Here is a 26,740-nt window from a genome sequence, read left to right on the forward strand (position 1 = left end):
TGCTTCACCTGTTCAGGTCCTTCTGCAGGTTCAACCTCCCAGTTTCCCCCCACTTTGCGCAGAGATTTACGCCGGTTTGCGCTAAATGTAACCGCTAACGTTACTGTATTGTGAATTTGAGCGGCATTGCCGCATTGCGCCGTGTGCATGACGGGCACACCTGCCGCGAAATTGGGCAGTGTTGCACAGGCATGAAATCCTTACTTGAACTTCCGGCGGGCATGGGCAACCTGTAGCCTATGACCGATTTTAATTGCCCCAATTGCGGGAACCAGGTCCAACAGGCCTTGGCTATTGTTAAAATGACCACCTGCACTTCGTGTGGGACGTCGCTGTTTTTAGCGGATGACAAGGCACTCACGGCCGGGCAGGGCGGTGAGATGCATGACGCGCCGATGTTATTTGGCATTGGCGACAAAGTGATCCTTGGCAGTTACCATGTCGATATTTACGGCCACGCGCGATATTCCTATGGACGCGGGTTCTGGGATGAATTTTGGGGTGTCGATGGTCGCGGTGATCCGTTTTGGGTTTCGGTCGACGAGGGTGATGTCGTGGTTCAGGAACCGCTTCCCAGCAAGGGCCAACCGCGCCTGATAGGGCCGGCCAAGCTTGGCCAAAAGGTCACCTATGACCGCCGAACCTACCGGGTCAAAGAGATCGAAAGCGCCGAATGCGTCGCCATCCGAGGGAGCTTTGGCGAACCCATCGATGTGGGCGACACGCACTCCTTTGTCAACGCTCTGAACCAGGGTGGCGATTTGTTGTCCGGTGAGTTTTGGGACGGTGGCGAGAGCTGGTTCTTGGGTGAATGGTTTGACCCCTTTGACATCAAAGTGGTGAGCGGCACATGACACGCAGCGATGATCTAAAAACAATCAATTGCACCGCCTGTGGGGCTGGTTTGGATGTGCTGGGCGGCGGTCGTGTTACTGTGCATATCTGTCCCTATTGCGGCACCGAGTTGGACGCGCTTGATAGCTACAAGGCTCTGCGCACCTTTAGTGATCTCAAACGCCCCGACTCGCCGTTTATGCTTGGGATGACGGGCAAGATTTGGGATGTCGATTACACGGTGATCGGCACGCTTGAGCACAAGGAACGTTATGGCGGGCAGGAATGGACATGGATCGACCATCAGCTGTTTTCGCCCACACATGGCTATGCCTATCTGACGATTGAGAACGGGCATTTTGTCTTTTCACGGCGCTATCGCGGCCCCGGTTGGGTATCTGAACATCAGGTCGAAAAGGCCGAAACACCGCCGATATTGCGCATCAAAGGCCAGACGTTCAAGTATTACGAAACCACAACCAGTGAGGTCACCTTTGCGGAGGGTGAATTCACATGGGAAGTGAAGATTGGCGACAAGTCGACCACTGTCAGCACCCTGTCAGAGGATGCGATGCTTGGGTTTTCGCAAACCCAAACCGAACGCGAAACCTATCGCTCGGTCTATTTGCCTCGCAAAGAAGTGGCGAAAAGCTTTGGCATTGAACCGCCAAAACTGACTAAGAAAATCCACCCGTTGATGCCGTTCAAGGGTGGCCCGAATTTCACCTTCCTACGCAATTGCGCCGCTGGTTTTGCCGTTGCATGCATGGTGTTGGGCTTTGTCTTTGGCCTTAGCGGTGGCAAGTCGGTCCTGACCGAGGTTGGCCTTCCGGTGGCTGGATTGCCGGTGGAAATCCCCTTTGAGATCAGTCAGCCCAACAAACTGGCCGAGATCGCCCTTGCGGCGGATGTGTCCAATAGCTGGGCGAGCATTGGCCTGACGGTGCAAGACCCCGAAGGCAACATCTTGTTCGGGGCCGGACGCACCATGGAACGTTATCACGGCCGCGACAGCGATGGCTCTTGGACCGAAGGATCGGGCAAGGCGAACCTGCGGTTTTTGGCCAAAACAGCGGGCACTTATCAATTGAACCTGGGCGAAGCCGAAAGCGGCATTTGGTCAGGCACACTGGCCCAACCCAAAAACGCCATTACCCGGCTCGACCTACGCATTCGCGAGGGGCAAACCAGCGGCAAGTTGTTGTTCTTGTTGGGCTTGGCGTTCGCAGGTATCAGCGCGTGGACCTTTGTCCGACGCTGGCGGCATCAGTCCAAGCGTTGGGCTGGCGGTGATTGGAATGATTAAGGTGACAACATGAATTTGTTTCGCATCGTCTTTTTGTCGGTCTCGACCTTGCTGGTCGCTGGCACAGCCTATCTTGGCTATCAAGGGGTTGGCGGCACCAGCGCCGACCTCGACACCTCCAACTCTGTTCGCGTGGGCAGTGGTGGGGGCGGGTACTATTATAGCAATAACCGCGTCAAATAACGGGGACATCATGGAATTTCTTCTTGCCGTCAAAGCCGCCGAAGTGGTCGGAACCATCGTTTATACCGCATTGGGCATGTTCCTGATGTGGGTGACCTGGAAGGTCCTTGATTGGATCACACCCTTTCCGATCATGAAGGAAATCGAAGAGGATCAGAACATCGCATTGGCGGTGGTCATCGGTATGCTCTTCATCTCGATCTCGATCATCATCGCGGCCGTCATCGTTTCATGAGTGACACGCCTTTACCTGCGCCCAACACACGGGCGCGGGAAGTCTGGCTCTTGGCGGCGACCTTTCTGGTGGCCGTTGCCGGGCTGATCTACGAGCTGATCGCGGCAACGCTGTCGAGCTATCTTTTGGGCGACTCCATTCGCCAGTTTTCGCTTGTTATTGGCATATTCTTGTCGGCGATGGGGGTTGGCGCGTGGCTATCTCGCTTTGTCGCGCAACCGCTTAGCGGCTTTATCTGGGCGCAAATCTTGTTGGGCGTGGTGGGGGGCTTTATGGCCCCGGCGCTATTTCTGCATTACGCTGCCTTGGGGAGCGTCGCCGCCCCCCTATACACGATGCTTATCGCCATTGGCGTTTTGTCGGGCATGGAAATCCCGCTGATCGCCCGCGCGATGGAGGCTGTCGGTGCCTTTGAAAACCGTTTCGAAAACGTCCTGAGCGTTGACTATGTCGGGGCCTTGGTCGCCTCGGTTGCCTTTCCTCTTTTGGTGATCCCGCATTTGGGGCTAATGTCGGCGAGCTTGGCCTTTGGCGTTCTCAACCTTTTGGTTGCCGGTCTGTCGATCTACCTGTTTCGTGAACATGTCACCAAAGCGATGGTGGTGGTCTGGGCCGTGGCCTTGATCGGAGCGATCTATGGCTTGGTGCAATCTGAACGCCTTGTGGCGATCACCGAAACCCAGCTTTTCGAAGATGACGTTATCTTGACCGAAGCCACGCCATACCAACAAATCACTGTGACCCGGTATCGTGAACGCACGCGGCTTTTCCTCAATCATTCTATCCAATTTGATAGCCTTGACGAACACCGATATCACGAACCTCTGGTCCATCCGGTGATGGCTCTTGCCCCGCGGCGCGCCAACGTCCTTATCCTTGGTGGCGGCGATGGCATGGCGGTGCGCGAGGTGCTGCGCTACGCGGATGTCGAAACAATCACCTTGGTTGATCTTGACCCGCGTGTGACCGAAATTTTCCGCGATCATCCGGACTTGTCGCTTTTGAATGACAAATCGCTAAGTGACCCCCGTGTTGATATCCAAAACGGGGACGCATGGCAGTTTGTCGAAAAAAACAGCCGCGTCTTTGACGTGATCATTGTCGACCTGCCCGATCCCAAAACTGTTGCCTTGTCTAAACTCTATAGTCGCCAGTTCTACGGCTTGTTGATGGAACGTCTAAGCGCCCAAGGCTTGATGGTGACACAAGCCGGATCACCATTCTTTGCCCGTCAGGCCTTTTGGTCGATTGCCAACACATTGGAAAGCGCCCGCAACCCCCAGGCACCGGGCAAGGATTTGGGTGTGATCGCGTACCACAGCTATGTGCCAAGCTTTGGCGAATGGGGGTTTGTCATCTCTGGCCCGCATCTGCCGGCGGATCGGGGGCTACAATTGCCCCGCGGTCTAAGCTACCTGACACCGGATATTTGGCAATCTGCACAGGTGTTTGGTGCGGATATGGATCGGGTTGATGCCGAGGCCAACACGATGCAATCGCATCCTTTGGTGGCCTATTACCTAGATGGTTGGGACTATTGGTTCCGCTGACCCGCTGCCGCCTCCATTTGACAATAGGCGTCAACGGCTTCGACTTCGGGGCGCCAATAAATGTCGTGTCTATCTGAAGGAAGCGACAACATTACCCGTCTCATTCGTTGAGTCTGTTTGCATCCTCCGATCAGGGCGAAAAATGTACCTATACTCTTCCAGGCCTGCACGGCGTTTGCGAACGCGATGTCATCAAGCCCCGAGGACAAACGAGGCGGCGGATGACGATCAGGACTTTTCATAATTACTGCCAAAGAATACTGGACGGCAACCAAGTCTAATGGAGAGTTTGGCCTCTTTTCCTTTTTCTGATAGTCGATCAGAAAATCGCGGTAGTTGGACAAGGTTTTTGGGGGGGAGTTTAGGCCGTCCAAAAGGTCCGCCAATGTTAGAAAACGTTGTGCTTTATACTTCGACCTCTCGGGATGGCCAGCGATATCACGCAAGCGTTGTGCGTCTTTCCCCTCAATGAGGCCAACAGCCACAAAGGCGCTAAAGAAGGTTGGGGCTTGCATCATGTGCATTGCCTCATCCGGGCACCCATGTAGCCAATAGATTTCGGCCATATCGCGGGCGTGATTGCGGTTGACCGGCGGGCGTAATAGCAGTTCAGGAAGCTGTCGGAGATCACCTCCTCGGAGGGTTTTTCCGATGCTGGCGCGGTTGTCCTTGGTTTTCAACAGCGCCTGCGGGATAGCACGTTTAAGAACCGATGCTTTGCGTGCCTCGATTTTCGACAAAAGCAATGTTTGCAGGGCTGCGCGCCGAAAGGCATCGTTTTCTGAGCTGGAAACTTGGTCGACATAATCCGCAGTCAGGGGCAACCCTTGCCACTGCGGATGATCCAAACATGCAGCAGAGGAGGGGAGGCTGCGATTGAGGCTAAGACCCCCAATGCAATGGACGACAGTCGTTTGGTGATTTTCAACACTATACCCGGCTTAGCTTGTGCTTTTCCAAAAGTCCGACAATCAAATCCTTGGCCGCTTGCCGGTGGGCGCGGTGGATGATGTGGGCCTGATCCCCGTCACCAGATTTGATCGCGTCAAAAACGGCGCGGTGATCTTCGTTGGATTTCACCGGAATGGGGCGCATATGCAGGGTGATCATCCGGGCGCGGCGCACCTGATCGCTCAGCATGTTCACGATCATACGCACGCGAGAATTGCCGCCCAAGCGAACCAATTCTTTGTGAAACCGTTCATCTGCATCAGCCCAATCCTCTAGCGCACCGGCTGCTAGGGCTGCGTCCATGTCGGTGATGGCTTTGGCCAGCGGAGCAAGGTCGGCGTGGCTGGGGCGGCGCTTCGCGGCTTGTTTGGCGGCCAAACTCTCCAACTCGGTCAAAACATCGTAAATTTCGCGCATGTCGTCGGGGGACACGGGCAAAATGCGAACGCCTTTGCGCGGTCGCATCTCAAGCAAGCCTTGCCCTTCGAGCGTCAAAGCCGCCTCGCGGATTGGGGTACGGGACATGCCCAATTGCTCGGCCAACTCGCTTTCCAAATGGTCTGATCCTGCCGGAAGATCCCCGGCAAAGATCATCTGGCGCATCGCTTCGATGGCGCGCTGGGTGTTGGATTGCGGTTTGACGTCCTGCTGCTTCACGTTTGCCCCTTACGGCTCCAGTCTGATCTTTTGCCCCTGATCTGCCGAGGCATAGATGGCCTCTTCGATGTCAATCACGCGCAGGTAGTCCTGCGCAAGGTTTTCCAGTGGCGTTTGCTGCAGAAGGCCCGAAATTACATGGCTTTGCAAGTGGTGGACGCAATCGCCGCCAAACCCCTCCCAGTGATCGGCGTCAAGAATGCAGGTTTCATGCAATTCCTGAAATCCGCGCCGCCATAATGACCCATCTCCGCGCAGCTTGATCACCCCTTCGGTGCCCTCGATCAACGCCTCACCCATGGTGCGACGATGGTTGTCTGCGGCGTGATCAAGATGGCGATTGCCGTCAAACAAGGCGCGGACACCGTGCGGGTGGTCAAACAGAATATATCCGGCATCTTCGCCGGCGATCACTGGGTTCATCTGGCGCAGATCGGCATAGACCGCCGTCGGATTGCCAAGCAAATACCGGAAGGTATCCACCCAATGCACCGCCGTTTCATGGACCAAAAACCGCTCCATTTCCTGAAAATAGGGCTGGCGGTCCAAGTAGGCCCGAGGGCCTTGGCCATCACCGGGGCGTAGGCGAAAGGTAATCTGCTGTAGCTGGCCAACTGAGTTGTTATCCAATTGCGCCTTGAGCGTGCGATACCAAGGCTGAAACCGAAAGTTTTCATGTACGATGATTTGGGCACCATGGGCCTTTGCCAAGGCGACCATCTCTTGGGCCTCGCCCTTGTTTTGACAAAACGGTTTTTGACAGATCAGGGATTTAACCCCCTTGTCCAAGGCAACCCGGATCATCTGGGCGTGGACAACGGGGGGGAGGATGATGTCAACAAGGTCGGGTTTTACCTCGTCGATCATCTGCGCCAAATCGTTATACGCGGGGAGGCCGGTCCGCTTGGCAGCCTCGATGTCGCGGTTGCACGAACCAACCAAATCGACCCCGTCAATACGCGCCCAACTGCCGTAATGGAATTGGCTGAAATAACCGGCCCCAACGCAGGCAACCCTTATTCTTTGATCACTCATGCCACCCCCAAAACCTTTGCAACGGCGCTTGCGGCATCGGCGGTTCCGGCCGCGCCACCAAGGTCACGGGTCAAAACTTGCCCCTCGGCGACCACTTGGTCAACCGCTTGGCGAAGACGCGCGCCGTCGTTTTGCATCGCCTCAACATCGTGGCGAATGCCCAACCATTCCAGCATCATCGCCCCGGATAGGATCATCGCAAAGGGGTTGGCAACACCCTGACCTGCAATATCGGGGGCCGAGCCGTGGCAGGGTTGAAACACAGCGTTTTCCAAACCAATATCGGCTGAGGGCGCAAGGCCAAGTCCGCCCATCAAACCAGCGCCCAGGTCGGACAAAATATCGCCGAACATGTTTTCGGTGACCATCACGTCAAAATCCCAAGGCTTTTGCACCATCCAAAGCGCCGTGGCATCAACATAGGCGTGATCCGAGATCAGATCAGGGTGTTTGGCGGCCTCGGCATCAAACATCTCGCGGAAAAACGCAAAGGCGCGAAAGACATTGGCCTTGTCGACACAGGTCACTTTGCCCGGCCCCCGACCAGAGGCCTTGCGAGTTTTGGCAAGGTCAAAGGCAAATTTGAACAGTTTTTCCGAAATATCGCGGGTGATCAAAAGGGTTTCACGCGCCTCATTCTCGGTCACCTCACCCCGGCCTTGGGTGTAAAACAGCCCCTCGGTGCTTTCGCGGATCAAAACAAAGTCGATCTCTTTGCCGTCGGGCATGTTCAACGGGGTGCGTTGACCGGCGCGAACCGTCACCGGGCGCACACCCGCAAAGAGGGTCAGCGCTTTGCGCAGGTCAATTTGGGGCGAGATTTCGGTGCCATCGGCGTAGCGCACATCGGGCAATCCCATCGCCGAAAGCAGAATCGCATCGGACCGCCGGGCGATCTCCATCGATGCCTCAGGAAGGGATTCGCCTGTCTTTGCGTAATGGGCTGCCCCGGCGGGGGCATCGGTAAACGTTAGGCCATAGCTGTTTGAATTGCGCGCCATCTGATCGAGAATTTTTACAGTTGGATCAGTGATTTCCGGGCCAATTCCATCGCCCTCAAACACCGCAATCTCATAGTTCTTAGTCATGTTCACCTGTCCTTGTCGCATGCCCCAAAGTGACATGTTCGCGCATTCTATGCAGTAAAAAAGTTGACAGTGCATTATTTAATGCATACGCAAATAGATGCAACAACAAACGCAAAGGTCTGGGAGGACAACTTATGACGTTCAAACTTGCAAAGATTGCCGCAGTCGCCGCCATGGTGGCCGGGGTTGGCATGTCTAGCTTGGCTACGTCTGCGCTTGCGCAGGATTATCCGTATCGCGATATCACCACCGCAGTTGTGTGGGGGGCCGGAGGAGGCACCGACACGATCAACCGCATGATCATGGCCGAGATGGAAAAGCATCTGCCGGTCTCGGTAAACGTCATCAACCAAACTGGTGGTGTCGCGGGATCAAATGGGATGGTCTATGTCTCGAACCAACCCGATGATGGCTACACCTTGGTTGGTCTGTCGGAATCCAACGTCACCGCCGCCGTTCAGGGCGGGTGGGACAAGAAATTTGACTATTGGTACCCGTTCATTGTGGGTGGCTCGCCCGACCTGATCTCGGTTCCGGCCAATTCGCCTTACAATACGCTTCAAGAGTTGGTTGACGCGGCCAAAGCCGCGCCGGGCACCATTCCCGCCGCCGCCTCTGGAGCCGGGTCGATCCACCATTTGAACCTCTTGGCCATTCAGCAAGGGGCCGGTGCTGAATTCAAATTTGTGCCTTACAAAGGGTCTGCCCCCGGTCAAGAAGCCGCCATCGCGGGCGAAGTTGCCTTGGTTGTGACGTCTCTGGCGGAACAAGCTGCATTGATCGAAGGTGGCGAGCTCAAGCCATTGGCAATGCTGACCGCAGACGCCGCCACCATCGGTGGAGCCGAGGTTCCATCGGCCTTTAGCATCTATGATGGCCTCGACAAATATCTGCCGCTGAAACAGGCCATTGGCTTTGCAGTTCACAACTCGGCTGGTGATGACGTCAAAGCGGCGCTTGGCGCGGCGTTCGAAAAGGCGATTGCCTCGGAGACTGTGGCGGAATGGGCGGCGGCCAACAATTATGACGTGGGCGGCCAATACGGCGCCGAGGCGCAAAAGCTCTTCAACACGCTCGAAGCCACCTTTGCCTACACGCTCAAAGATCTGGGCGCGGCCACGGTTGATCCCGAAAAACTGGGCATCATGAAACCCTAATCAACGGCAATTTGAACATGGCAAAGGGCGCAAGGTTTGCTTTGCGCCCTTTGTGGACGATGTGGGGAGGCGCGGGTGGACACTCGGCAAAACATAACGGACGAAAAAGCGGTGCTGCGGGCGCGCGATTTCTGGACATCTATCGGGCTGTTTGCCCTGTCACTTTTCTTTCTCTGGCGGACGTCGTTTATCCCGCTGTGGGGCGAAAACCGCGCTGGAGTAAGTGGCGGTGATTGGTACAATTCGGCCGCGATTGTGCCGCTTGGTATTTTCACCGGGCTTTTGGTGCTTTCGGTGGTTTTGTTTGTGATCGCGCTGCGTGAAGGCGGGGCCAAAACCGCGCTGGGACAGGTCGGCATTGGCTGGAACCGAGACGAGGCATGGCGCTTTTCAACCCTGGCCGTCATCTTGTTTTTCTACATTGCGGGCCTTGTGCCGCGCGTTGATTTCATCCTGTGCTCGGGCTTGCTGATCACGGCGTTGATCTATGGCTATCACGGCGGCTTTGCCCGGCGGATGGGTGTGGCGGCATCGGCGATTGCACTGCCCGGAGCCTATGCGATGGCTGTGCATCTGCCGCAATCGGAATGGGCCAAACATGATGATGATTGGCTAACCCTTTTGGTTTGGCTCGTCTTGACGGGTGTGGTCCTTGTCCAAGGCAAGGGGGATCGCGTAGCCCGCGCCACCCCAATCATTGCCGTACTAGCCCCCACCATTCTTGTCTGCGCCATGGCCTTTGGGTTTCGCCAGAACGTGCCGAACCGCGGCGGGCTGATCTTTAAACAGATCGAATACCACTACTACGTCACTCTCAAACCGCTCTGGAGCCGCTGATATGGAGTTTGTTCTTTCCCAACTTGCCGGCTTTGGCGGGGCGTTTTACGCGCTGATCATTGATCCTCTGACCTATGTCTATTTGGTCACGTCTGTGTTTCTTGGCATCACCTTTGGGGCTTTGCCGGGGTTAACCGCGACATTGGCGGTGACCATTTTGACCGGCTTTTTCGGCAATAAAATCCCACTAGATTATTCGCTAATCGCGTTGCTTGGGGCCTATGTTGGGGCAATCTATGGTGGGTCGTATCCGTCGATCTTGCTCAATATTCCCGGTACTGCGGCCTCGGCGGCGACGGCGATGGATGGCCATCCATTGGCCAAGCAGGGCAGGGGTGGCGAAGCCCTTGGCCTGACCACTACCGCCTCCTTCATTGGCACCCTGATTGGCACAGCTGCCTTGTTGATCTTTGTTTGGGTGCTGTTGCTCATTTCCAAGAACATCGCCAGCCCAGAAAAGGCTTTGCTCGCTCTGTTCGGGATCCTCCTTTCCGGAACCTTGATGAGCGAAGACCTTGTGATCAAAGGCTGGATTGCCGGTTTGATCGGGTTAGCGATGGCCATGGTCGGCATGGACCCACTGTTGTCCGAGCCACGTTACACCTTTGGCTGGTCTTATATGTTGTCGGGGTTTCAGGTGGTGCCTGTGTTGATGGGGGCTTTTGCGGTGCCCCAAATCATCGACGGCTTGCGCCATATGGAGGTCGGTAAAATGGTCGCCCTTCAGGGCCGCATCCTCCCCAATTGGACCGCTGTCAAACGCCACATGCCAACCATCGCACGGTCTGGTGTCATTGGTACCGGCGTTGGCGCGCTTCCCGGTGTTGGCGAAGACGTTGCCGGTTGGGTAAGCTATGGCGTCGGCAAAACCGTGTCGCCCGATGGCAAGAACTTTGGCAAAGGCTCACTTGAGGGGCTGCTAAGCTCTGAAACCGCCAACAATGCCTGTATCGGTGGGGCGCTGATCCCGCTTTTGGTGCTTGGCATTCCCGGCTCCCCCCCTGCCGCCGCGCTGATGGGGGCGTTCAAGATCAACAACGTCATCCCCGGTCCAACCATCGACCCCAATATCATCCTGCGGGTTGTGGCGATCATGGTTCTGGCAAGCTTTACCATGTGGATTCTTGGCCTCTTTACCGCCAAGATTTTCATCAAGATTTTGCGCATTCCGCAAACCGTATTCCTGCCGGTTGTTATGGTGCTGACTACCATCGGCTCCTTTAGTGTCGGCGGCGGGATCAATGACCTTTATCTCATGCTCGGCGTCGGATTCGTGGCCTATTTCATGAACATGATGAAATACCCCATCGCGCCTTTGGTGATTGGCGTTATCCTTGGCGGTCTCTTTGATGAAACCTTCCGCCGCTCCTTGTTCTTATCGGATGGTGATCTTGGCGTGTTTGTGTCGCGCCCCGGTGCCGCGATCCTTCTTGCCTTGAACGTGGCGCTGATCTGCGCTCAAATCCCGGCCATCAAACGCCTCTTTTCCCGTCTCAAAAGAAAGCCCGCCTAATGTATGTTGTGACCGTGACGATCCAAGTGAAACCCGGCCAAATGGCGGCGTTCCTTCCAAAGATGACAGAAAATGCCCGCCTGTCGCGCGAAACCGAAGTGGGATGTCAGCAATTCGACATTTGCCGTGATGGCGATACGGTGTTTTTGTATGAGGTCTATGACGACCGCGCCGCCTTTGATGCTCATCTCGCCACGACGCATTTCCAAACCTTCATGGGCCAAGTTGATGCGATGCTCGTTGACAAGGCGCTTGTCTGCTACCCCGAGGTGATCCGATGACCGCGCCGTCCGATTGCTGGGAGGTTTATGCGATCAAATACGCCGATCGCAATGCCCGCACCCGCGCCGACAGCTTCATCTTTGATGACAACCACGACGCCCCCCATGCCATGGACTATTTCATGTGGTTACTACGGCGCGGGGATCGGGTGATCCTTGTTGATACCGGATATGACGACGACGAGGCCGCAAGTCGTGACCGCCCCATTCGTCTTAATCCGGCCGAGGCGCTGGCCCCGTTTGGCTTGAAACCGGATGATGTCACCGAAATCATCGTCACCCATCTGCACTATGATCACGCGGGTGGCTTGGCCTTGTTTCCCAATGCGCACTTGCACCTGCAAACGGCGGAAATGGCCTATGCCACGGGCCCTTGCATGTGTCACGACACCCTGCGCATGCCTTTCACAGCCGGCCATGTCTGCGAAGCGATCACGCGCCTTTATCGCGGCAAGCTCACCTTCCATGACGGAGAGGTCGAAATCGCCGACGGGCTAAGCGTGCATTGCATTGGTGGCCATTCCCGTGGGTTGCAAGCAGTCCGCGTTCGCACCCAGGCCGGTTGGATGGTGTTGGCGTCGGACGCGGCGCATTACTATGAGAACTTTCAGGCCCGCAAACCCTTCCCCATTGTGGTGGATTTACAAAACATGCTCGACGGGTTCAACACGCTTTACAAGCTCGCTTCAAAACCCGACTTGATTATACCCGGCCATGATCCATTGGTGCGGGCATACTTTCATCAAGACAAAGCTGACCACATCACCCGTTTGGACAATGGCCCAAAATCGCCAATAGCACCCTAAGTTTGGCTTCTTTCGTTCCAAAAATATTCCGGGGGTGAATGGGCCCTTGGGCCCAGAGGGGGTTGGCCCCCTCAACCCGCCCGCTGCAAGCGCAATCTACAGTTTCTTACGCGCATTCAAGGCGGCGGTGATGGTGCCGTCATCGAGGTAATCCAGCTCACCACCAATCGGCACACCCTGCGCAAGCGATGACATCTCGACCCGGCCTTCCAGCTGATCGGCGATGTAATGCACGGTGGTTTGCCCATCAATGGTGGCGTTCAGCGCAAGAATAACCTCGTTCACTTGTTCGGCCTGGACGCGGTTGATCAATTGCGGAATGCGCAATTCGTCCGGGCCGACGCCATCCAAAGCCGACAATGTGCCGCCCAAAACGTGATAGCGCCCTTTGAACACCCCGGCGCGTTCCATCGCCCATAGGTCCGCCACATCTTCGACAACGCATAAAATCCCGTTGGCGCGGCGCGTGTCTTCGCAAATCTCACAAATGTCCGAGGTGCCGACATTGCCGCAATTTAGGCATTCGCGGGCCGTGGCCGCAACCTCTTGCAACGTGTCCGCCAAAGGCGAGAGCAAGATGCCACGCTTTCGGATCAGATGGAGCACAGCCCGGCGCGCGGATCGCGGGCCAAGCCCAGGCAGGCGTGCCATAAGGGCGATCAGCTCTTCGATTTTATCGGTGGATTGGGTCATTCAACACCTTCGCCGGGCAAGGGGACACGCTCCACTCTGTACCCCTGCGCGCGGAGCAGGTCCACAACCCCTTCCGCACCGGGCAGGTGGTAGGCCCCAACCCCAATGAAAGCGCCGCCTTGATCAAGCGCGTCGGTGGCAGCCTCAACAAACCCATAGTTGCGTTCAATCAAAAGATAATCGTTGAGCTGCGCATATAGCGCCGATCCTTCATTGCCCAATGTCTGTTCAACAAAGGCCGCATCCGCGACCATCGACACCGCGATCCGGCCCTGACGATAGAGCGCCATATGCGACGCCATTGGTTTCCAGTCCGCGACCGGGGTCAAATACGCCCCGTAAACCGCAATCATCGCGCGGGCCAAACCTTGATTGTCAGGATGGTTTAGGTGTCGGTGCAACCTGTCTGACGGCTCCAAGCCCAAAATGGGCACACCTGCAATCCGGGCGCGGGTCTGGATGTAGCTGTCCTGATCGGGAATGATCCCGCCGTCAAAATCATCACATGGCGACCAGAGCAACAGTTCGGCCAAAGCCCCTAAGGTTAGGTAATCCGCGGAGGAAGCGCCCCAACCGATTGCATCCATTCGGTCACGAACCCAAAGCTCGATTTGATCAGATAAACCCAAATCGGCGAATTGAAACGAGGTTCCGGCGGGGCGGTAACGACCTGTTTGTTGCGCGGTTTTGTAAACTTCAGCTCTGGTGCGGAACGTAGGGTCGATTTCCAGTGCCACAAGACGCGCCGCTTCGATCTGATCCAGCACCTGATCGGGCAGGTCGAGAATGTAGCGATTGGAACTATGAAAGGTGCCCCAAAGGTGGGACACAGCCCCGTTTGGGGCGGTGATTTGCCAAAAACGCCCGGTGCCATTTGGGATGTCGTTGGCTTGGTGTTCTAGCGTTTCCAGAGGCAACGGCGACAAGGCCTCTGGAAAAACCGCCAGCTCTTGGATGTCACAAACATCCCGCGTCGCCCAGTCCTGAGCACCAGCAGGCAGCGCCAAAGACGCCGCCACAAAGGCGGGGGCCAGTTGTCGAAACAAGCCCCAACACATCATCAGAAAGGCAGCTTCATATCTGCTGGAAGGCCAAGCTCTTCGGTGATCTTTTGCATTTCGGCCTGTTCGCGCTCTTTGGCTTTGGCCTGTGCATCCTTGATCGCCGCCAGGATAAGGTCTTCTGCGACTTCTTTTTCCGACGGCACAAAGATCGACGGATCGATGTCCAGACCGGTGAGCTCACCCTTGGCTGTGGCGCGGGCTTTGACCAAGCCGGCACCGGATTCACCAACAACGATCGTGTTGGTCAGGTCTTCTTGCATCTGCACGACCTTGGCCTGCATTTCCTGCGCGGATTTCATCATCTTGGCCATATCGCCAAGCTGGCCCAGTCCTTTGAGCATGTCATGTCTCCTGTGTAATGGCACCGGATCGGGGCCTTTGAATGTCGGCGCGTTTATCGCAACGCCAGTCTTTGGACACAAGTAGGCAGGGCTGCGCCAAATTTCATCAATGAAATTTGCAAATTCCGTGCACGGAATTTGGTTCCGCCCGCCTCTTAGTCTTCTTCAAACGGATCCCATTCGTCTTCGACTTCCGGTAGCGCCTCTTCCTGCGCTTCGGCGGCGATGTCTTCGGCTGTGCGAACATCCAGTATTTCGGCCTTGGGAAACGCCTCTAGTACCGCCTGAACCAATGGGTGTTGTTCGGCTTCGGCGTGCAAAGCCAATCGCGCCGCATCGCGCCGCTCAACAATCGTCGGTGCGTTGCAATCATTCACAAGCGTCACAACCCAGCGGTTGCCCGTCCAGCGCTGCAAAGAACTCCCCAAGCGGGCCGCCAAATCTGGGGCGGCGGTTTCGGTTGGGGCGAATTCGATGCGACCGGGTTGATAAGCGGCGAGGCGCAGGTTGCCTTCGATCTCGACCAAAAGCTTCACGTCGCGGTTGACGCGGACCAGCTCAAGAACATGCTCAAAGCTGGGATATTTCGCCAAAGCCTGATCGGTGGCCAGCGCCGTTGCCGCGCCGCCGCCATGTGCGACCGGGCCGCTTGGGCTCGGATGGGTTGGCATCACGCCGCCATGGGCCTGAACATGACCGCCGCCTTGGTTCATCATTCCGCCACCACCCTGTGGGCCGGGGCCAGACGGTTGCGGCGTGTCTTGTAACTTGCGGATCAGCTCCTCGGGGGAGGGCAAGTCAGCAACATGGGTCAATCGAATGATCGCCATTTCCGCCGCCATCACCGACGATGGGGCGTTAGACACTTCTTCGATCGCTTTTAGCAGCATTTGCCAAGACCGGCTCAGCGTGCGCATGCCCAACCCGTCGGCAAAGGCCAAGCCGCGGGCGCGTTCATCTGGGGCGATGGTCGGGTCATCCGAGGCATCTGGGGTGATTTTCACCACCGAAATCCAATGGGTCAGCTCAGCCAGATCTCGTAAAACCGCCAAGGGGTCGGCCCCATCGGCATATTGGCTGGCCATCTCTTCCAAGGCTCCGGCGGCGTCTCCGCGCATGATGCGTTCAAACAGGTCCATCACCCGGCCGCGATCGGCAAGGCCCAACATGGCGCGCACCTGATCGGCGGTGGTTTCACCGGCCCCATGCGAAATCGCCTGATCAAGGAGCGAGGTCGCATCGCGTGCCGAGCCTTCGGCGGCGCGGGTGATCAAGGCCAGCGCCTCGTCGGTTATCTCGGCCCCTTCGCCCGTCGCAATCTTGCGGAGCAGGGCGATCTGATCCTCGGGCTCAATCCGGCGTAGATCAAAACGTTGACAACGCGACAGAACCGTCACCGGAACCTTGCGAATTTCGGTGGTCGCAAAGATGAATTTCACATGGGCTGGCGGCTCTTCGAGCGTTTTGAGCAAGGCGTTAAACGCACTGGTCGACAGCATGTGAACTTCGTCGATGATGTAAATTTTATAGCGCGCCGAGGCAGCCCGATAATGCACGGAATCAATGATTTCGCGGATGTCGTTTACACCGGTGCGCGATGCGGCGTCCATTTCCATCACGTCAACATGACGGCCTTCCATGATCGCGACGCAATGTTCGCATGTCCCACAAGGGTCGGTTGTTGGCCCGCCCTCGCCATCCACTCCGATACAATTCATGCCCTTGGCAATGATCCGCGCCGTAGTGGTTTTCCCGGTGCCGCGAATACCCGTCATAACAAAGGCTTGGGCGATGCGATCCGCCTTAAATGCATTGCGCAGCGTGCGCACCATCGCCTCTTGTCCGACAAGATCGGCAAAGGTCTCGGGGCGGTATTTGCGGGCAAGAACCTGATATTCGGGCGTGTCGGTCATGTCGGTCCAGTCTCAAAGAGTCAGCGCACAAGCTACGCGTTGCGAGCGGGGGCGTCCACCGCTTGATTTTCCATTTCAGAGCGGGCAGTTTGCGACAAGGTCCATCGGCAGGGGGCCACCAGATCCGCGGAAAGCATGCGCACCTGCTTTGGCCCAGTGTCCGACCAAATACCGGACCCTTGGCCAAACGAATTTTCACTGAAAATTCGGTTTCTCTGCCCGATTAGCGGATCAGCGGGCACGAAGGGAGGAACCCGAACATGACCATCCCCAAACCTGAGCTGCGCCTTGATGATTTGCGCTTTGCCGCCAAACGGTTGCAACACGACTATGCAGCCTCAGTCCCCCACGCGGTTGAACGGGTGAAACAACACCCGCCGCGCGCCGATCTCAGCATGCTGAAACGCGCCGATTTTCTACATATCATCGCGCAGGAAAACAGTTTTGCCAGTTGGCCACAGCTTAAACACGCAGCGCAAACCATTGGTCTTGATCGCGCCACCAAGGTGCAACGTCTCAAGCTGGCGCTCTATCATGGTCAAAACGCGCTGGTCTCGGCCTTGTTGCGGGACACGCCGGATTTGGCAGACGGTCATTTTGGCCTACAGGTGGCGTTATATGATGTCGACGCTGTACGCCGCGCCCTTGCCGATGACCCAAAACGCGCCACAACCCCAATGGGTCCGCGCCGCCCGATCTTGCATTTGGCCTTTTCCAAATGGTTTCAAGCTTGGCCTGATCTAAAACCCGCCATGCTCGACATCGCCGAAATGCTTGTGGCCTATGGTGCCGATGTGAATGACAGTTTCCCCCATCAACCCGGCTCGGATCATCGTCTTTCGGCGCTTTATGGCGCGATTGGCCATGCCAATAATATGGCGCTGGGTCAGTGGTTTTTGGATCATGGGGCTGATCCCAACGATGGCGAAAGCCTCTATCATGCAACGGAGCTTGGTCATCACGACGGTCTGCGCATGTTGCTCACGGCGGGGGCGGAACCCACAGGCACCAATGCGCTTTTGCGGGCCATGGATTTTCACGATCACAAAGCGGTTGAAATGCTTTTGGAGCATGGCGCGCAAGCGGATGATTTCAACGCCGATGAGGTTGGGGGCGAAACACCTTGGGTTGTTCCGGCGCTGCATCAGGCGGCGCGGCGTGGGTCGGATGAACGGATGGTCGACCTGTTGCTACAAGCCGGTGCCGATCCGGCGCGGATTTACAAAGGCGCGAGCGCCTATGGCTATGCCAAGGTTCACGGCAACCAAGCGGTCATAAACGCGATTGAGGCGCGGGGGGGCGAAACGCCGCTGTCGCGCGAAGAAACCCTCATGGCGCGCGCCGCCACTGGTCAAGACAGTCCGGGGGAGTTCATCAATCCGGCTTTGCTCCCCGAGGCTTATGCAGACCTTGTGCGCGAAATCTTGCACCTGCCCGGACGTTTGGATCAGGTCCAACGCCTGATCGCGCTGGGCTTGCCATGGGACAAACCAGATGCCGAAGGTCTTACCCCGGTGCAAATCGCCGGGTGGGAAGGGTTGCCCGAGGTCATGGAATATTTCTTGCGGATGAAACCGGACCTCAGCCATGTCAACGGCTACGGGGGCACCTTGCTGTCGACGATTTTGCACGGCTCTGAAAACAATCCAGATCGGGAGGGCCGGGATTATCTCACCTGTCTGGAATTGGCATTGCGCGAAGGGGTGGCCCTGCCACGATCCGCAATTTCCCAGACCGGCCGCGAAGACCTTCGCGCCTTTCTCGAAGATTGGGGGGAGGCACATCCGGGGCAGCTTGTCTGATCTAAACGCGGTTCACCCGCCCGTCAAAAGCCCCGCGTTAACGAATCGCTAGGCCAAACGCTTGTGATGTGTATCATCGCTTCGGTGTTTGCCTGGGGGAGATGAGTATGAGACTGCGCGGGGTTCGTGGCAGCCGGAACATAGAAGACCGTCGTCGACAACGGGGCGGCGGCGGAAAAGGCGGGGCCAAGATCGGCGGCGTCGGTTTGTTGATTATTCTCGCCGTAGGCTATTTCGCCGGGGTCGATGTGTCGGGTTTGCTGCAACAGCTTGACGCGCCCGCGCAATCCACGCCTCGGCAGGTCTCGGCGCAAGACGAACACGCGGCTCAATTCACCTCTCAGGTGCTTGCCACAACCGAAACTGTCTGGTCTCAGGTTTTTCCCGATCAACTGAGGCGCGAATACCAAGCCCCGGTGCTTGTCTTGTTTGCCGGGCAAACCTCGTCGCCCTGTGGTGGGGCCTCGGGTGCGACGGGGCCGTTTTACTGTCCGGCGGATGAAAAGGCTTACCTCGATACTGAGTTCTTTGACACGCTGGCGCGCAACCTTGGGGCCAAGGGTGATTTTGCCGCTGCCTATGTGATTGCCCATGAGGTCGCCCACCATGTGCAAAACGAGTTGGGCATTTTGGGTGAGGTCAACAAACGCCGCAAGACAGCGTCGGAGGCGCAGGCCAATGCGCTAACCGTTCGGCTAGAGCTACAGGCCGATTGCCTTTCGGGGGTTTGGGCGCGCTATTTGGATGGCATGCTAGAGCCCGGTGATTTGAACGAAGCCTTGAACGCAGCGCGCAAAATTGGCGATGATCATTTGCAACGTCGCGCCGGGCGGGTGCCCCAGCCGCACACCTTTATGCATGGGACATCCGAACAACGGGCGCGTTGGTTTGCGCGTGGATATGATGGGGGGCAGGTACGTGACTGTGACACCTTCGGCACCGAACAGCTCTGATACGACGCGTAAAATCGACCCGATTGTGATTCAGGCCCTGCCTGTTGGCGGTGGCATCTTGGCCTTGTCCAGCTTGCCGGGGGCAGGCGGGGATTACGCGGGTGATCTCGAACATCTCGCTAGTTGGATGCCCGCCATGGTCATCACACTGGCGACGCCTGAGGAAATCACGGCGGCCAATGCCGATGGTTTGGGCGCGGATGTCCAAGATCACGGCACACGTTGGGTTCATTTCCAAATCGCACCGGGCGACGTGCCCGAAGTTGCGAGTGGCGAAACCTGGGATCAGATAAGCGAACGGGCGCGCCGGGCTTTGCGCGGTGGTGGCCGCGTGGTGGTCTTGTGTGGCGATGGCGGAGCGCGCTCGGCGATGGTGGCGCTGCGTTTGATGATCGAAACCGGGGCTGCTCCGGGGGATACCAAGGATCGTCTCGCCACCGCCCAAGAGGCCGGAATCGGCAATGACAATCAGATAAACTGGGCCAGAGGTGCAGAGCAAAACATGCCGCTTTTCATGCGGCATTCGGAATAGAGTTCATCCTAAGTCGGCCACATCTTGGGCCAACCCTGTCGCTCATATTGGTCGTTTGGGAAAGTAGGTGAGAGATTGCATCGACCCAAACGGGACTCGTTGTGGCTGCTTCCTTCCGGATCTGACCAGGTTGGCGAGGCGTTCGCCCGCGCAACCTCTCAAGGCTTCATTTAATGTGGCCAAACGGGATTCGCAATGCTCTGTTTCAAATTCATGACATCCGTGGCGGGAACTGTTTTGGCTGGTCCCCTGCGGGATCACCCGCTACACGGGCCACATGACCACAGATTTCGAAATTTTTCTAGCGGCTCCTCCGGGGCTAGAAGCTGTTCTGGCTGATGAGGCACGCGAAGCGGGTTTTGCCAATCCGCAACCGGTGGCCGGTGGCGTGACCACAACGGGCGGTTGGCCAGAGGTCTGGCGCGCCAATCTGTGTTTGCGCGGGGCGGGGCGTGTTTTGGCGCGTGTCGGTTCGTTCCGGGCCTTCCATCTTGCACAGCTCGACAAACGTTCGCGCAAATTCGACTGGGCGGCTTTTTTGCGGCCCGACGTCCCGGTTCGGGTTGATGTGACGTGCCGAGAGTCGAAAATCTATCATGATCGCGCCGCCCGCCAGCGCGTCGAAACCGCGATCAAGGAAACCCTTGGCGCAGAAATATCGGCGGATGCCGCGTTACGCGTGATGGTAAGGATCGAAGACGATCTGGTCACCATCAGTGTGGACACCTCGGGCGAACCATTGCACCGGCGCGGTCACAAAGAAGCCGTCGGCAAAGCCCCGATGCGCGAAACCCTTGCGGCGCTATTTTTGCGCCAATGTGGGTATAGCGGGACCGAGCCGGTGGTCGATCCTATGTGCGGGTCGGGCACGTTTGTTCTTGAGGCGTCGGAAATTGCCGCAGGCTTGATGCCCGGTCGGTCGCGCGCGTTTGCCTTTGAGAATTTGGAGAGTTTTGATGCCGGTCTTTGGGCCGATATGAAGTCTGCAACTCCGGCGCGAGTTGACGTAACGTCCGGTTTTTATGGCTCAGATCGTGACGACGGCGCGATCAGATCAAGCATTGCCAATGCAAATCGGGCCGGAATTTCCGAGCTGTGCCATTTCCATCGCGCGGCTGTGTCCGACTTGCAAAGACCAGAGGGACCCGCGGGATTGGTGATCGTCAATCCGCCATATGGGGCCCGTATCGGAAATCGTAAGTTGCTGTTTTCATTGTACGGAAGTCTTGGGAAAACACTAAAAGAGCGTTTTGCAGGTTGGCGCGTGGGCATGGTGACCAGCGACGCCGGCTTGGCAAAATCTGCTGGTTTGCCCTTCAAATCCGGCCCGCCAATTTCGTTCGGTGGACTTAAGGTCAAGCTTTATCAAACTGAGGCACTTTAGCCTCTGGCTTAACCAAAAATTAAACCTTAAGGTGTGTGGTGCGGTGAAAACCTATTCTTTAGGATGGGGTGTCACCGTTATTTCTAGCAATCCTTTTATTTCCGGTAGTCTTATGTGCCACGATTTTCATTTTCCACGTCAATTCCAAGCTGAACTCATTGCAGACAAATTTGAAGACCAAGGGGATAGCGCAGACAAGGTCGCGCAATTTGTAACGGCCCCTCGACATACTGGAAAATCGGCCTTCCTGAAGCGCGATCTCGTGCCCTTGCTGAATCGTCGTGGGTTTCACACGATTTACTGCGATCTTTGGAATGCGCCGTCCTGCGATCCCGGCAAAAACATCGTTGATGTTCTGATTGCAGAGCTTGTCGCTGTCGCAAAACAGCGTGGCATTGGCCTTGATACTCTACCTATCTCCAAGGTGGGTGTTGGGTCCTACACCTGTCTCCTTCCCGCGACTAACGCGCGCCGCAAAGGCACGTTAAGCACCATTATTGGTGAAATTATTGCCAGAACAGAGTGCCCGCTGGTTTTGATTGTTGATGAAGCACAGGAGGCTTGGGAAAGCCCGACCGGCCAAGCCGCGCTGACCGCCCTTCGGCAGGCGCGGCTGGAGTTTGGGTCGTCCGGTACGGGCAGCAAACTGCATTTGCTCTTTGCAGGGTCGCATCGCGACAAGCTCAGTGCATTGGTGCTTAAACGATCCGCGCCGTTTTTCGGTGCCCAGGTCCAAGAGTTTCCGCGCCTTGGGCGTGATTATATCGAAAGCTTGGTGTCGGTTGTGAACCCGCGTCTTGCCCCGGCCAATCAGCTGGATGCAGATGATGTCGAAGCGGCTTTTGAGCTTTTGGGGTATCAGCCGAAAACTCTGACCCATGTTGTGATGGAACACGCCCTAAGCGCCTCCGGAAGCGAAGGCTTAAAACAAACCGTTCAGACGGCACCAAACTCCCTGCGCGCCCGTATCTGGCGACAGCACGAAGATGATTTTGGGACATTGAACCCTATGCAGCGTTCAGTTTTGCGGGTTCTCATCGAAGACGGGGCGTCGTTTTCTCCCTTTGCCGCCCGGACGTTAGAGCGGGTTGGACAGCAACTTGATGATGTGCCGACGGCACCGAAGGTGCAAAAGGCATTGGATGCGCTGCGCGAAAAAGGGTTGGTCTGGCGTCCGGGCCGGGGGAGCTATGCGCTTGAGGATCAAGACATGCGCGATTGGTTGTTAGACGCGTTGGCGGCCTGAAACGAGCAACCGTTTGCGAAAGGTGGCTACGTCAATTTGGCCATTGCCGCGCCTTGCAGCAGGTCCGTGGCTACATGATGAGCATAGGTGCCGGTGGTTTTGCCGATGTCGGGCACCAGCACCACAGTCATACCCGCGCCAAAGGCGGATTGCGCCCCGGTCTCACTGTCCTCAAAGGCAAGGCAGTTGTGCGCCGTAACGCCTAGCCGTTCAGCAGCTAGTAAATAGGGCGCGGGGGCGGGTTTGGGTTCGCTTACGCAATCGACTGAAATCACGGTATCAAATCGATCCGATAGGCCCGCCGCTGCAAGTTTTTGCGCAGCAGAATGGGCAAAAGACGATGTTGCGATGGCCTTGGGAAGGGCCAGTGTGTCGATCAGATCGAGCAAGTCCAAAGCGCCGGGTTTCAAGGGAATGCCGCGCGCGGCCATATCGCGCGCTTCTTTGGCCCAGATTTTATCAAGCGCAGCGGTATCGATATCGGGCCAACGTCGAACAATCTGGGCCATGCCGGTGTGAAAATCGACACCAACCATTTGATACAAGAACCCCTCAGGTATGGAAATCCCGAGCTGATCAAAAGCGCGCTGCCCGGCGGCAATGGCTTGGGCTTCGGTATCAAGCAATGTGCCGTCGAGATCGAAAATTACCGCTTGGTAGGTCACTGTTTGACCAACCCGTTAGGGCAATAGAACTTGGAAAACGCGCCATAGCATTTGGCTTCCATGCCAAACCCGTCAAGGTCAATCTTTGCATAGAGAATGCGGTCTTCGTAGTTGAGATCCAGCCCGGACATCAGCAACTCGACGCAAGACTGCGGCGACAGTCGACACGCCAAGAGTGCCGCGGCGCGCACACCTTGGGCCTCGTGCAATTGTTGTTGCTCAAGGGTGGCGCGGGTCAGATGGGCGATTTCTTCATAGGCGTCGTCTTGGGTTGGTTTGCTGAGAAAAGCGCCAATTGCGGCCATGACAATCATGCCAGCGAGAAACTTGTACATGAGGGATCCTGTTTTGAAACTGCGCTTCACACATAGGCGGGCCTTTGCGGATTGTCACGGGGTGCGGCGCTGCGCCGCTTGTGCCCTTTGGGCACGTCGCCCCGCCCGCCGTCCCGCCGAGCTACCTACAACGACAAACAGGCGCGAGAGGTGTCGCGCCTGTTTGGTTTTTTCAGCCTAGTTTACAGCTTGATCCGGAAGGCGGCAAAACCATCGGCTCCATCACCGGCATCTTCGATTGCCACCCCTTTGACGTCATCAATGTAATCGCGCGCCTTGGGGCCGGTTTCGAATAGAACCGTCGTGTCACCTAGCGGTGCAAACGACCAATTGGCGTCGGCTTTTGGATCGATTGTGCCCTGTTCGACGATATAGCGCACGATCACATCGCGGTTGGTGTCGGGGGCTTCGAACACGATGGTATCCATGGTGCCGGGGAACTTGCCGCCACCTGAGGCGCGGTAGTTGTTGGTGGCAATGATGAATTCCATGTCATCAGTCACCGGCGCACCATTGAATTGCAGATCGACAATGCGCGACGCGTTTTCATCCATCATCTCGCCTTTGGGGCCAAAGCGCGACGGTTGGCTAAGGTCGATCTGATAAGTCACCCCATCGATCACGTCAAAGTTGTAGGACGGGAAGGACGGGTTCAGCAACAGCGCGTCCTTGGACCCTGCATCGATCTGGTTGAACATCCCGGCCGAGCGTTCCAGCCAGCCTTTGACCTGTGCCCCGGTGACCCGAACGGCGCGGACGGTGTTGGGATAAAGATAGAGGTCAGAGACATTCTTGATCGCCACATCGCCGACGGCAACATCGGTGTAATACTCTGGTCCACCGCGACCACCGGCCTTGAACGGCGCCGCCGCAGACAGAACCGGAAGGCCTTCGTGTTCGGTGCCTTTGAGCATCTGCTCGACATACCATTTTTGCGCGATTGAAACGATCTGAACCGATGGATCATCCGCAACCAGTGCGAAATAGCTATGCAGCGGGGCCGAGGTTTTGCCGACCGCACGGCGCACATAGGCCAGGGTTTCTTCGTGATCTTTTGCCGTGGCGGCCAAGACCGCCTGATCATCCTCAACCAAAGCCGTGATAGAGCGGTCTTCGTTGCGTTTGGAAATCGGGCGCGATTCCGAGGTGGTCGTGACCACCCGCCATTCATTACCCTCGCGTTCTAGCAACAGGTCAATCACCCCCAGATGCGAGCCCCAGAAGCCGCCCATCACAGCGGGTTTGCCGTGGATGGTGCCTTTTTCGGCGTCAACGGCGGCGTAATCCGCATATGTCGCCGAAGGGAAGACCAAATGCGAATGCCCGGTGACCAGCGCGTCGATCCCATCAACCGCCGCCAAAGGTACAGAGGCATTTTCCATGCCGTCGCTATGATCGGCGGCCCCAATGCCCGAATGCGACAGGGCAATGATGATATCGGCCCCTTGTTCTTTCATTTCAGGGATATAGGCCTTGGCGGTTTCGACGATGTCGCGCGCCTCGACGTTGCCTTCCATATGACGGCGATCCCAGTTCATCACTTGCGGAGGCGTAAAGCCGATCACGCCAACTTTGATCGGATGGCTGTCGCCATTGCCGTCTGTTACGGTCCGTTCCAAGATCGAATAGGGCTTGAACAACGTCGTGTCATCACGCGCCGTTGCGCCCTTTTCTTTGGCTATATTAGCCAGAACAATCGGGAATTCGGCCCCAGCGGTGGATTTCATCAGGAAATCCAGGCCGTAGTTGAATTCGTGGTTGCCGATTGTCGCCGCATCATAGCCGAGCGTATTGAAGGCGGTGATGATTGGGTGCATGTCACCCTCTTTCATGCCGCGTTCATAGGCGATGTAATCGCCCATTGGGTTGCCCTGAAGGAAATCCCCGTTGTCGACCAACAACGAGTTGGTGGCTTCGGCGCGGATGTCGTTGATGATCGATGCCGCGCGCGACAAGCCAATCGTGTCGCGGGGCTTGTCAGCGTAGTAATCATAGGGGTGCACATGCACGTGGATGTCGGTTGTTTCCATGATGCGCAAATGCGCCTGATTGGTCGCCGCCGCCACTGAAAACGGGTGCAATGCGATCACTGCGGCCCCGGCTGAGGTGCTTGCCAGAAACTGACGACGGGATAGAGAATTCAATGGTTTGGACATGAGTCACCCTATTGGTTGTTATGATTGGTCCTGCGTGCTGCATGGCAGCGAATCTCAACAGTACTGTGACAGGCTATCACATCCCCACGTATTTCAATCATGGATTGATCACATCTTGCTATGACGTCGCGCGATGGCGATTGCATCCGCTGGCACGGCGCGGCAAGGTCGCGGCAATTGAGGAAGGGCGCGACATGAAACATGCCGAAGAGGTCACATTTGGTGGCTCGGGGTTGGACCGGGCGGCGGAAGTGCGGGGCGATATTCCGGCCTTGGCCGGGTTGATGCAGGACGCGCGGGCGCGCTGTATTTTGATCTGGCGCGGCAAGCCTTTGGTGTCGGGTACCGGGGCGCTTGATCTGGTGCGGGTGCCGATGGACCATCCCATTTTGGCCGAGGCCCAAGATGCGCCGATCTTTATGGGGCGCGAAGACGGGGCGGCCGTGTTTGCCCACGACATTTCCGGATGGGAGCCACCCGAATTGGACGCCGAAGCGATGGCGCAGTTTTTGGACCCATCGGAACAACAACATCCCGCTTTTGGTGGGGACGAACGTTTTGCCGAGTTGCGCGCGATCATGGTGCGGCTGTCTGCGCGTGACGCCGAATTGGCGGCGACCATGCGGTCAATTTTCGCTTGGCATGCAAGCCATGGATTTTGCAGCAAATGCGGTACGAAATCCGAGCTGTTTCAGGCCGGGTGGCAACGGATTTGCCCCGATTGCGGCACGCCGCATTTCCCACGCACCGATCCGGTGGTGATCATGTTGATCACGCGCGGAAACAAAACGCTTTTGGGGCGATCGCCGGGGTGGCCCGAGGGGATGTATTCCTGTCTCGCGGGGTTTCTGGAGCCGGGCGAAACCATCGAAGCGGCGGTGCGCCGTGAGGTATTCGAGGAGGCCGGGATCACCGTTGGCCCGGTGCGCTACCTCGCCAGTCAACCTTGGGCCTTTCCATCATCTTTGATGATCGGGTGCCATGGCGAAGCGACAAATGATGAGATCACGTTGGATCCAAATGAGCTTGAAGATGCCCGCTGGGTGACCCGCGAAGACATGATCGAGGCTTATGCCGGCTTGCGCAGTGATATCTTGCCGGGCCGAAAAGGCGCAATTGCGCATTTTCTGATGCGAAATTGGCTGGCTGACCGATTGGATTAACCATTTTTTTGCGCTATGCAGTGGTCAATAAGCTGGACAAGCAATCGATAAGGGCAGGTG

The 26,740-nt window shown here is 56.9% G+C and carries 27 protein-coding genes and 1 other RNA gene; 16 read left to right on the forward strand and 12 right to left on the reverse strand.

The genetic code is table 11. The features are described 5' to 3' along the window. Positions 1-239: 239 nt before the first annotated feature. Genes Q1A43_RS02525 through Q1A43_RS02545 form a run of 5 tightly spaced genes read left to right on the forward strand, consistent with a single transcriptional unit; the run spans position 240 to position 4,108 of the window. A complete protein-coding gene (locus Q1A43_RS02525) occupies positions 240-854 on the forward strand; it encodes a DUF4178 domain-containing protein (protein WP_299932181.1) in 615 nt (204 codons plus the stop codon). After that, positions 851-2,140 (forward strand): DUF4178 domain-containing protein, encoded by a 1,290-nt coding sequence (locus Q1A43_RS02530; RefSeq protein WP_299932184.1) that lies wholly within the window; start codon positions 851-853, stop codon positions 2,138-2,140. Before Q1A43_RS02525 ends, Q1A43_RS02530 begins: the two co-directional genes overlap by 4 nt. 9 nt (positions 2,141-2,149) lie before the next feature. Then, the gene (locus tag Q1A43_RS02535; protein ID WP_299920858.1) at positions 2,150-2,323 is read left to right on the forward strand and encodes a hypothetical protein; all 174 of its coding nucleotides are present in this window, start codon (positions 2,150-2,152) and stop codon (positions 2,321-2,323) included. 10 nt (positions 2,324-2,333) lie between these two features. Further along, on the forward strand, positions 2,334-2,558 hold the full coding sequence (locus tag Q1A43_RS02540) for a DUF350 domain-containing protein (protein ID WP_299920855.1): 225 nt from the start codon (positions 2,334-2,336) through the stop codon (positions 2,556-2,558). Then, positions 2,555-4,108, forward strand: a complete 1,554-nt coding sequence (locus Q1A43_RS02545; protein WP_299932187.1) for a polyamine aminopropyltransferase — start codon at positions 2,555-2,557, stop codon at positions 4,106-4,108. The genes Q1A43_RS02540 and Q1A43_RS02545 overlap by 4 nt, the downstream gene beginning before the upstream one ends. Here Q1A43_RS02545 and Q1A43_RS02550 read toward each other — a convergent pair. From Q1A43_RS02550 to Q1A43_RS02565, 4 genes are all read right to left on the reverse strand, one after another. Beyond that, positions 4,093-4,932 (reverse strand): hypothetical protein, encoded by an 840-nt coding sequence (locus Q1A43_RS02550; protein ID WP_299932189.1) that lies wholly within the window; start codon positions 4,930-4,932, stop codon positions 4,093-4,095. The genes Q1A43_RS02545 and Q1A43_RS02550 overlap by 16 nt on opposite strands. 106 nt (positions 4,933-5,038) lie before the next feature. After that, on the reverse strand, positions 5,039-5,716 hold the full coding sequence (locus Q1A43_RS02555) for a GntR family transcriptional regulator (RefSeq protein WP_299932192.1): 678 nt from the start codon (positions 5,714-5,716) through the stop codon (positions 5,039-5,041). A 9-nt stretch (positions 5,717-5,725) separates the two neighbouring features. After that, positions 5,726-6,751, reverse strand: a complete 1,026-nt coding sequence (locus tag Q1A43_RS02560) for a Gfo/Idh/MocA family oxidoreductase (protein WP_299932195.1) — start codon at positions 6,749-6,751, stop codon at positions 5,726-5,728. After that, on the reverse strand, positions 6,748-7,839 hold the full coding sequence (locus tag Q1A43_RS02565; RefSeq protein WP_299932198.1) for an isocitrate/isopropylmalate family dehydrogenase: 1,092 nt from the start codon (positions 7,837-7,839) through the stop codon (positions 6,748-6,750). Before Q1A43_RS02565 ends, Q1A43_RS02560 begins: the two co-directional genes overlap by 4 nt. Before the next feature lie 134 nt (positions 7,840-7,973). On the opposite strand from Q1A43_RS02565, the gene Q1A43_RS02570 reads away from it, so the two are divergent. The 5 genes from Q1A43_RS02570 (at position 7,974) to Q1A43_RS02590 (ending at position 12,433) form a co-directional block, all read left to right on the forward strand. Then, entirely contained in the window at positions 7,974-8,996 is a 1,023-nt protein-coding gene (locus Q1A43_RS02570) for a tripartite tricarboxylate transporter substrate binding protein (protein ID WP_299932201.1), read from the forward strand. A gap of 75 nt (positions 8,997-9,071) precedes the next feature. Continuing rightward, a complete protein-coding gene (locus tag Q1A43_RS02575) occupies positions 9,072-9,833 on the forward strand; it encodes a hypothetical protein (protein ID WP_299932204.1) in 762 nt (253 codons plus the stop codon). A gap of 1 nt (position 9,834) precedes the next feature. Continuing rightward, entirely contained in the window at positions 9,835-11,346 is a 1,512-nt protein-coding gene (locus Q1A43_RS02580; protein WP_299920839.1) for a tripartite tricarboxylate transporter permease, read from the forward strand. Beyond that, positions 11,346-11,627 (forward strand): putative quinol monooxygenase, encoded by a 282-nt coding sequence (locus Q1A43_RS02585; protein ID WP_299920836.1) that lies wholly within the window; start codon positions 11,346-11,348, stop codon positions 11,625-11,627. The genes Q1A43_RS02580 and Q1A43_RS02585 overlap by 1 nt, the downstream gene beginning before the upstream one ends. Further along, positions 11,624-12,433: an N-acyl homoserine lactonase family protein gene (locus tag Q1A43_RS02590; protein ID WP_299932207.1), complete on the forward strand. Its 810-nt coding sequence runs from the start codon at positions 11,624-11,626 to the stop codon at positions 12,431-12,433. The genes Q1A43_RS02585 and Q1A43_RS02590 overlap by 4 nt, the downstream gene beginning before the upstream one ends. A 96-nt stretch (positions 12,434-12,529) precedes the next feature. Here Q1A43_RS02590 and recR read toward each other — a convergent pair whose 3' ends face one another. From recR to Q1A43_RS02610, 4 genes are all read right to left on the reverse strand, one after another. Continuing rightward, positions 12,530-13,126: a recombination mediator RecR gene (gene recR / locus Q1A43_RS02595; RefSeq protein WP_299920832.1), complete on the reverse strand. Its 597-nt coding sequence runs from the start codon at positions 13,124-13,126 to the stop codon at positions 12,530-12,532. Next, positions 13,123-14,187 (reverse strand): TraB/GumN family protein, encoded by a 1,065-nt coding sequence (locus Q1A43_RS02600; RefSeq protein WP_299932210.1) that lies wholly within the window; start codon positions 14,185-14,187, stop codon positions 13,123-13,125. The genes recR and Q1A43_RS02600 overlap by 4 nt, the downstream gene beginning before the upstream one ends. After that, positions 14,187-14,531 carry a YbaB/EbfC family nucleoid-associated protein gene (locus Q1A43_RS02605; protein ID WP_299932213.1) on the reverse strand — a complete coding sequence of 115 codons (345 nt, stop codon included), beginning with the start codon at positions 14,529-14,531 and terminating at the stop codon, positions 14,187-14,189. Before Q1A43_RS02605 ends, Q1A43_RS02600 begins: the two co-directional genes overlap by 1 nt. 155 nt (positions 14,532-14,686) lie before the next feature. After that, positions 14,687-16,444, reverse strand: coding sequence for a DNA polymerase III subunit gamma/tau (locus Q1A43_RS02610; protein ID WP_299932216.1), 1,758 nt, complete (start codon positions 16,442-16,444; stop codon positions 14,687-14,689). Between the two features lie 260 nt (positions 16,445-16,704). On the opposite strand from Q1A43_RS02610, the gene Q1A43_RS02615 reads away from it, so the two are divergent. The 3 genes from Q1A43_RS02615 (at position 16,705) to Q1A43_RS02625 (ending at position 19,731) form a co-directional block, all read left to right on the forward strand. Next, positions 16,705-18,246 (forward strand): ankyrin repeat domain-containing protein, encoded by a 1,542-nt coding sequence (locus tag Q1A43_RS02615; protein WP_299932218.1) that lies wholly within the window; start codon positions 16,705-16,707, stop codon positions 18,244-18,246. Between the two features lie 107 nt (positions 18,247-18,353). Beyond that, on the forward strand, positions 18,354-19,199 hold the full coding sequence (locus tag Q1A43_RS02620; protein ID WP_299932221.1) for a neutral zinc metallopeptidase: 846 nt from the start codon (positions 18,354-18,356) through the stop codon (positions 19,197-19,199). Beyond that, complete coding sequence (locus Q1A43_RS02625; RefSeq protein ID WP_299932224.1) at positions 19,165-19,731, forward strand: protein phosphatase; 567 nt, start codon at positions 19,165-19,167, stop codon at positions 19,729-19,731. The genes Q1A43_RS02620 and Q1A43_RS02625 overlap by 35 nt, the downstream gene beginning before the upstream one ends. A gap of 65 nt (positions 19,732-19,796) precedes the next feature. On the opposite strand, the gene ffs is transcribed toward Q1A43_RS02625, so the two are convergent. Then, positions 19,797-19,892: signal recognition particle sRNA small type (ffs, locus tag Q1A43_RS02630), an RNA gene on the reverse strand. A gap of 116 nt (positions 19,893-20,008) precedes the next feature. Between ffs and Q1A43_RS02635 the strand changes: the two genes are divergently transcribed. Both Q1A43_RS02635 and Q1A43_RS02640 read left to right on the forward strand, forming a co-directional pair. Beyond that, positions 20,009-21,115, forward strand: a complete 1,107-nt coding sequence (locus tag Q1A43_RS02635; RefSeq protein ID WP_299932226.1) for a class I SAM-dependent RNA methyltransferase — start codon at positions 20,009-20,011, stop codon at positions 21,113-21,115. Between the two features lie 262 nt (positions 21,116-21,377). Further along, entirely contained in the window at positions 21,378-22,361 is a 984-nt protein-coding gene (locus Q1A43_RS02640) for a hypothetical protein (protein ID WP_299932229.1), read from the forward strand. A gap of 26 nt (positions 22,362-22,387) precedes the next feature. Here the strand turns inward: Q1A43_RS02640 and Q1A43_RS02645 are convergent, their stop codons facing one another. The 3 genes from Q1A43_RS02645 to Q1A43_RS02655 form a co-directional block, all read right to left on the reverse strand. Then, complete coding sequence (locus Q1A43_RS02645) at positions 22,388-23,026, reverse strand: HAD family phosphatase (RefSeq protein WP_299932232.1); 639 nt, start codon at positions 23,024-23,026, stop codon at positions 22,388-22,390. Next, positions 23,023-23,361 carry a hypothetical protein gene (locus Q1A43_RS02650; RefSeq protein WP_299920805.1) on the reverse strand — a complete coding sequence of 113 codons (339 nt, stop codon included), beginning with the start codon at positions 23,359-23,361 and terminating at the stop codon, positions 23,023-23,025. Before Q1A43_RS02650 ends, Q1A43_RS02645 begins: the two co-directional genes overlap by 4 nt. A 182-nt stretch (positions 23,362-23,543) precedes the next feature. Continuing rightward, positions 23,544-25,517, reverse strand: coding sequence for a bifunctional 2',3'-cyclic-nucleotide 2'-phosphodiesterase/3'-nucleotidase (locus Q1A43_RS02655; protein ID WP_299932236.1), 1,974 nt, complete (start codon positions 25,515-25,517; stop codon positions 23,544-23,546). A gap of 194 nt (positions 25,518-25,711) precedes the next feature. On the opposite strand from Q1A43_RS02655, the gene nudC reads away from it, so the two are divergent. After that, a complete protein-coding gene (gene nudC, locus Q1A43_RS02660; RefSeq protein ID WP_299932542.1) occupies positions 25,712-26,680 on the forward strand; it encodes an NAD(+) diphosphatase in 969 nt (322 codons plus the stop codon). Positions 26,681-26,740: the final 60 nt, after the last annotated feature.

Source organism: uncultured Pelagimonas sp., from assembly GCF_947498515.1.
GTDB lineage: Bacteria > Pseudomonadota > Alphaproteobacteria > Rhodobacterales > Rhodobacteraceae > Pelagimonas.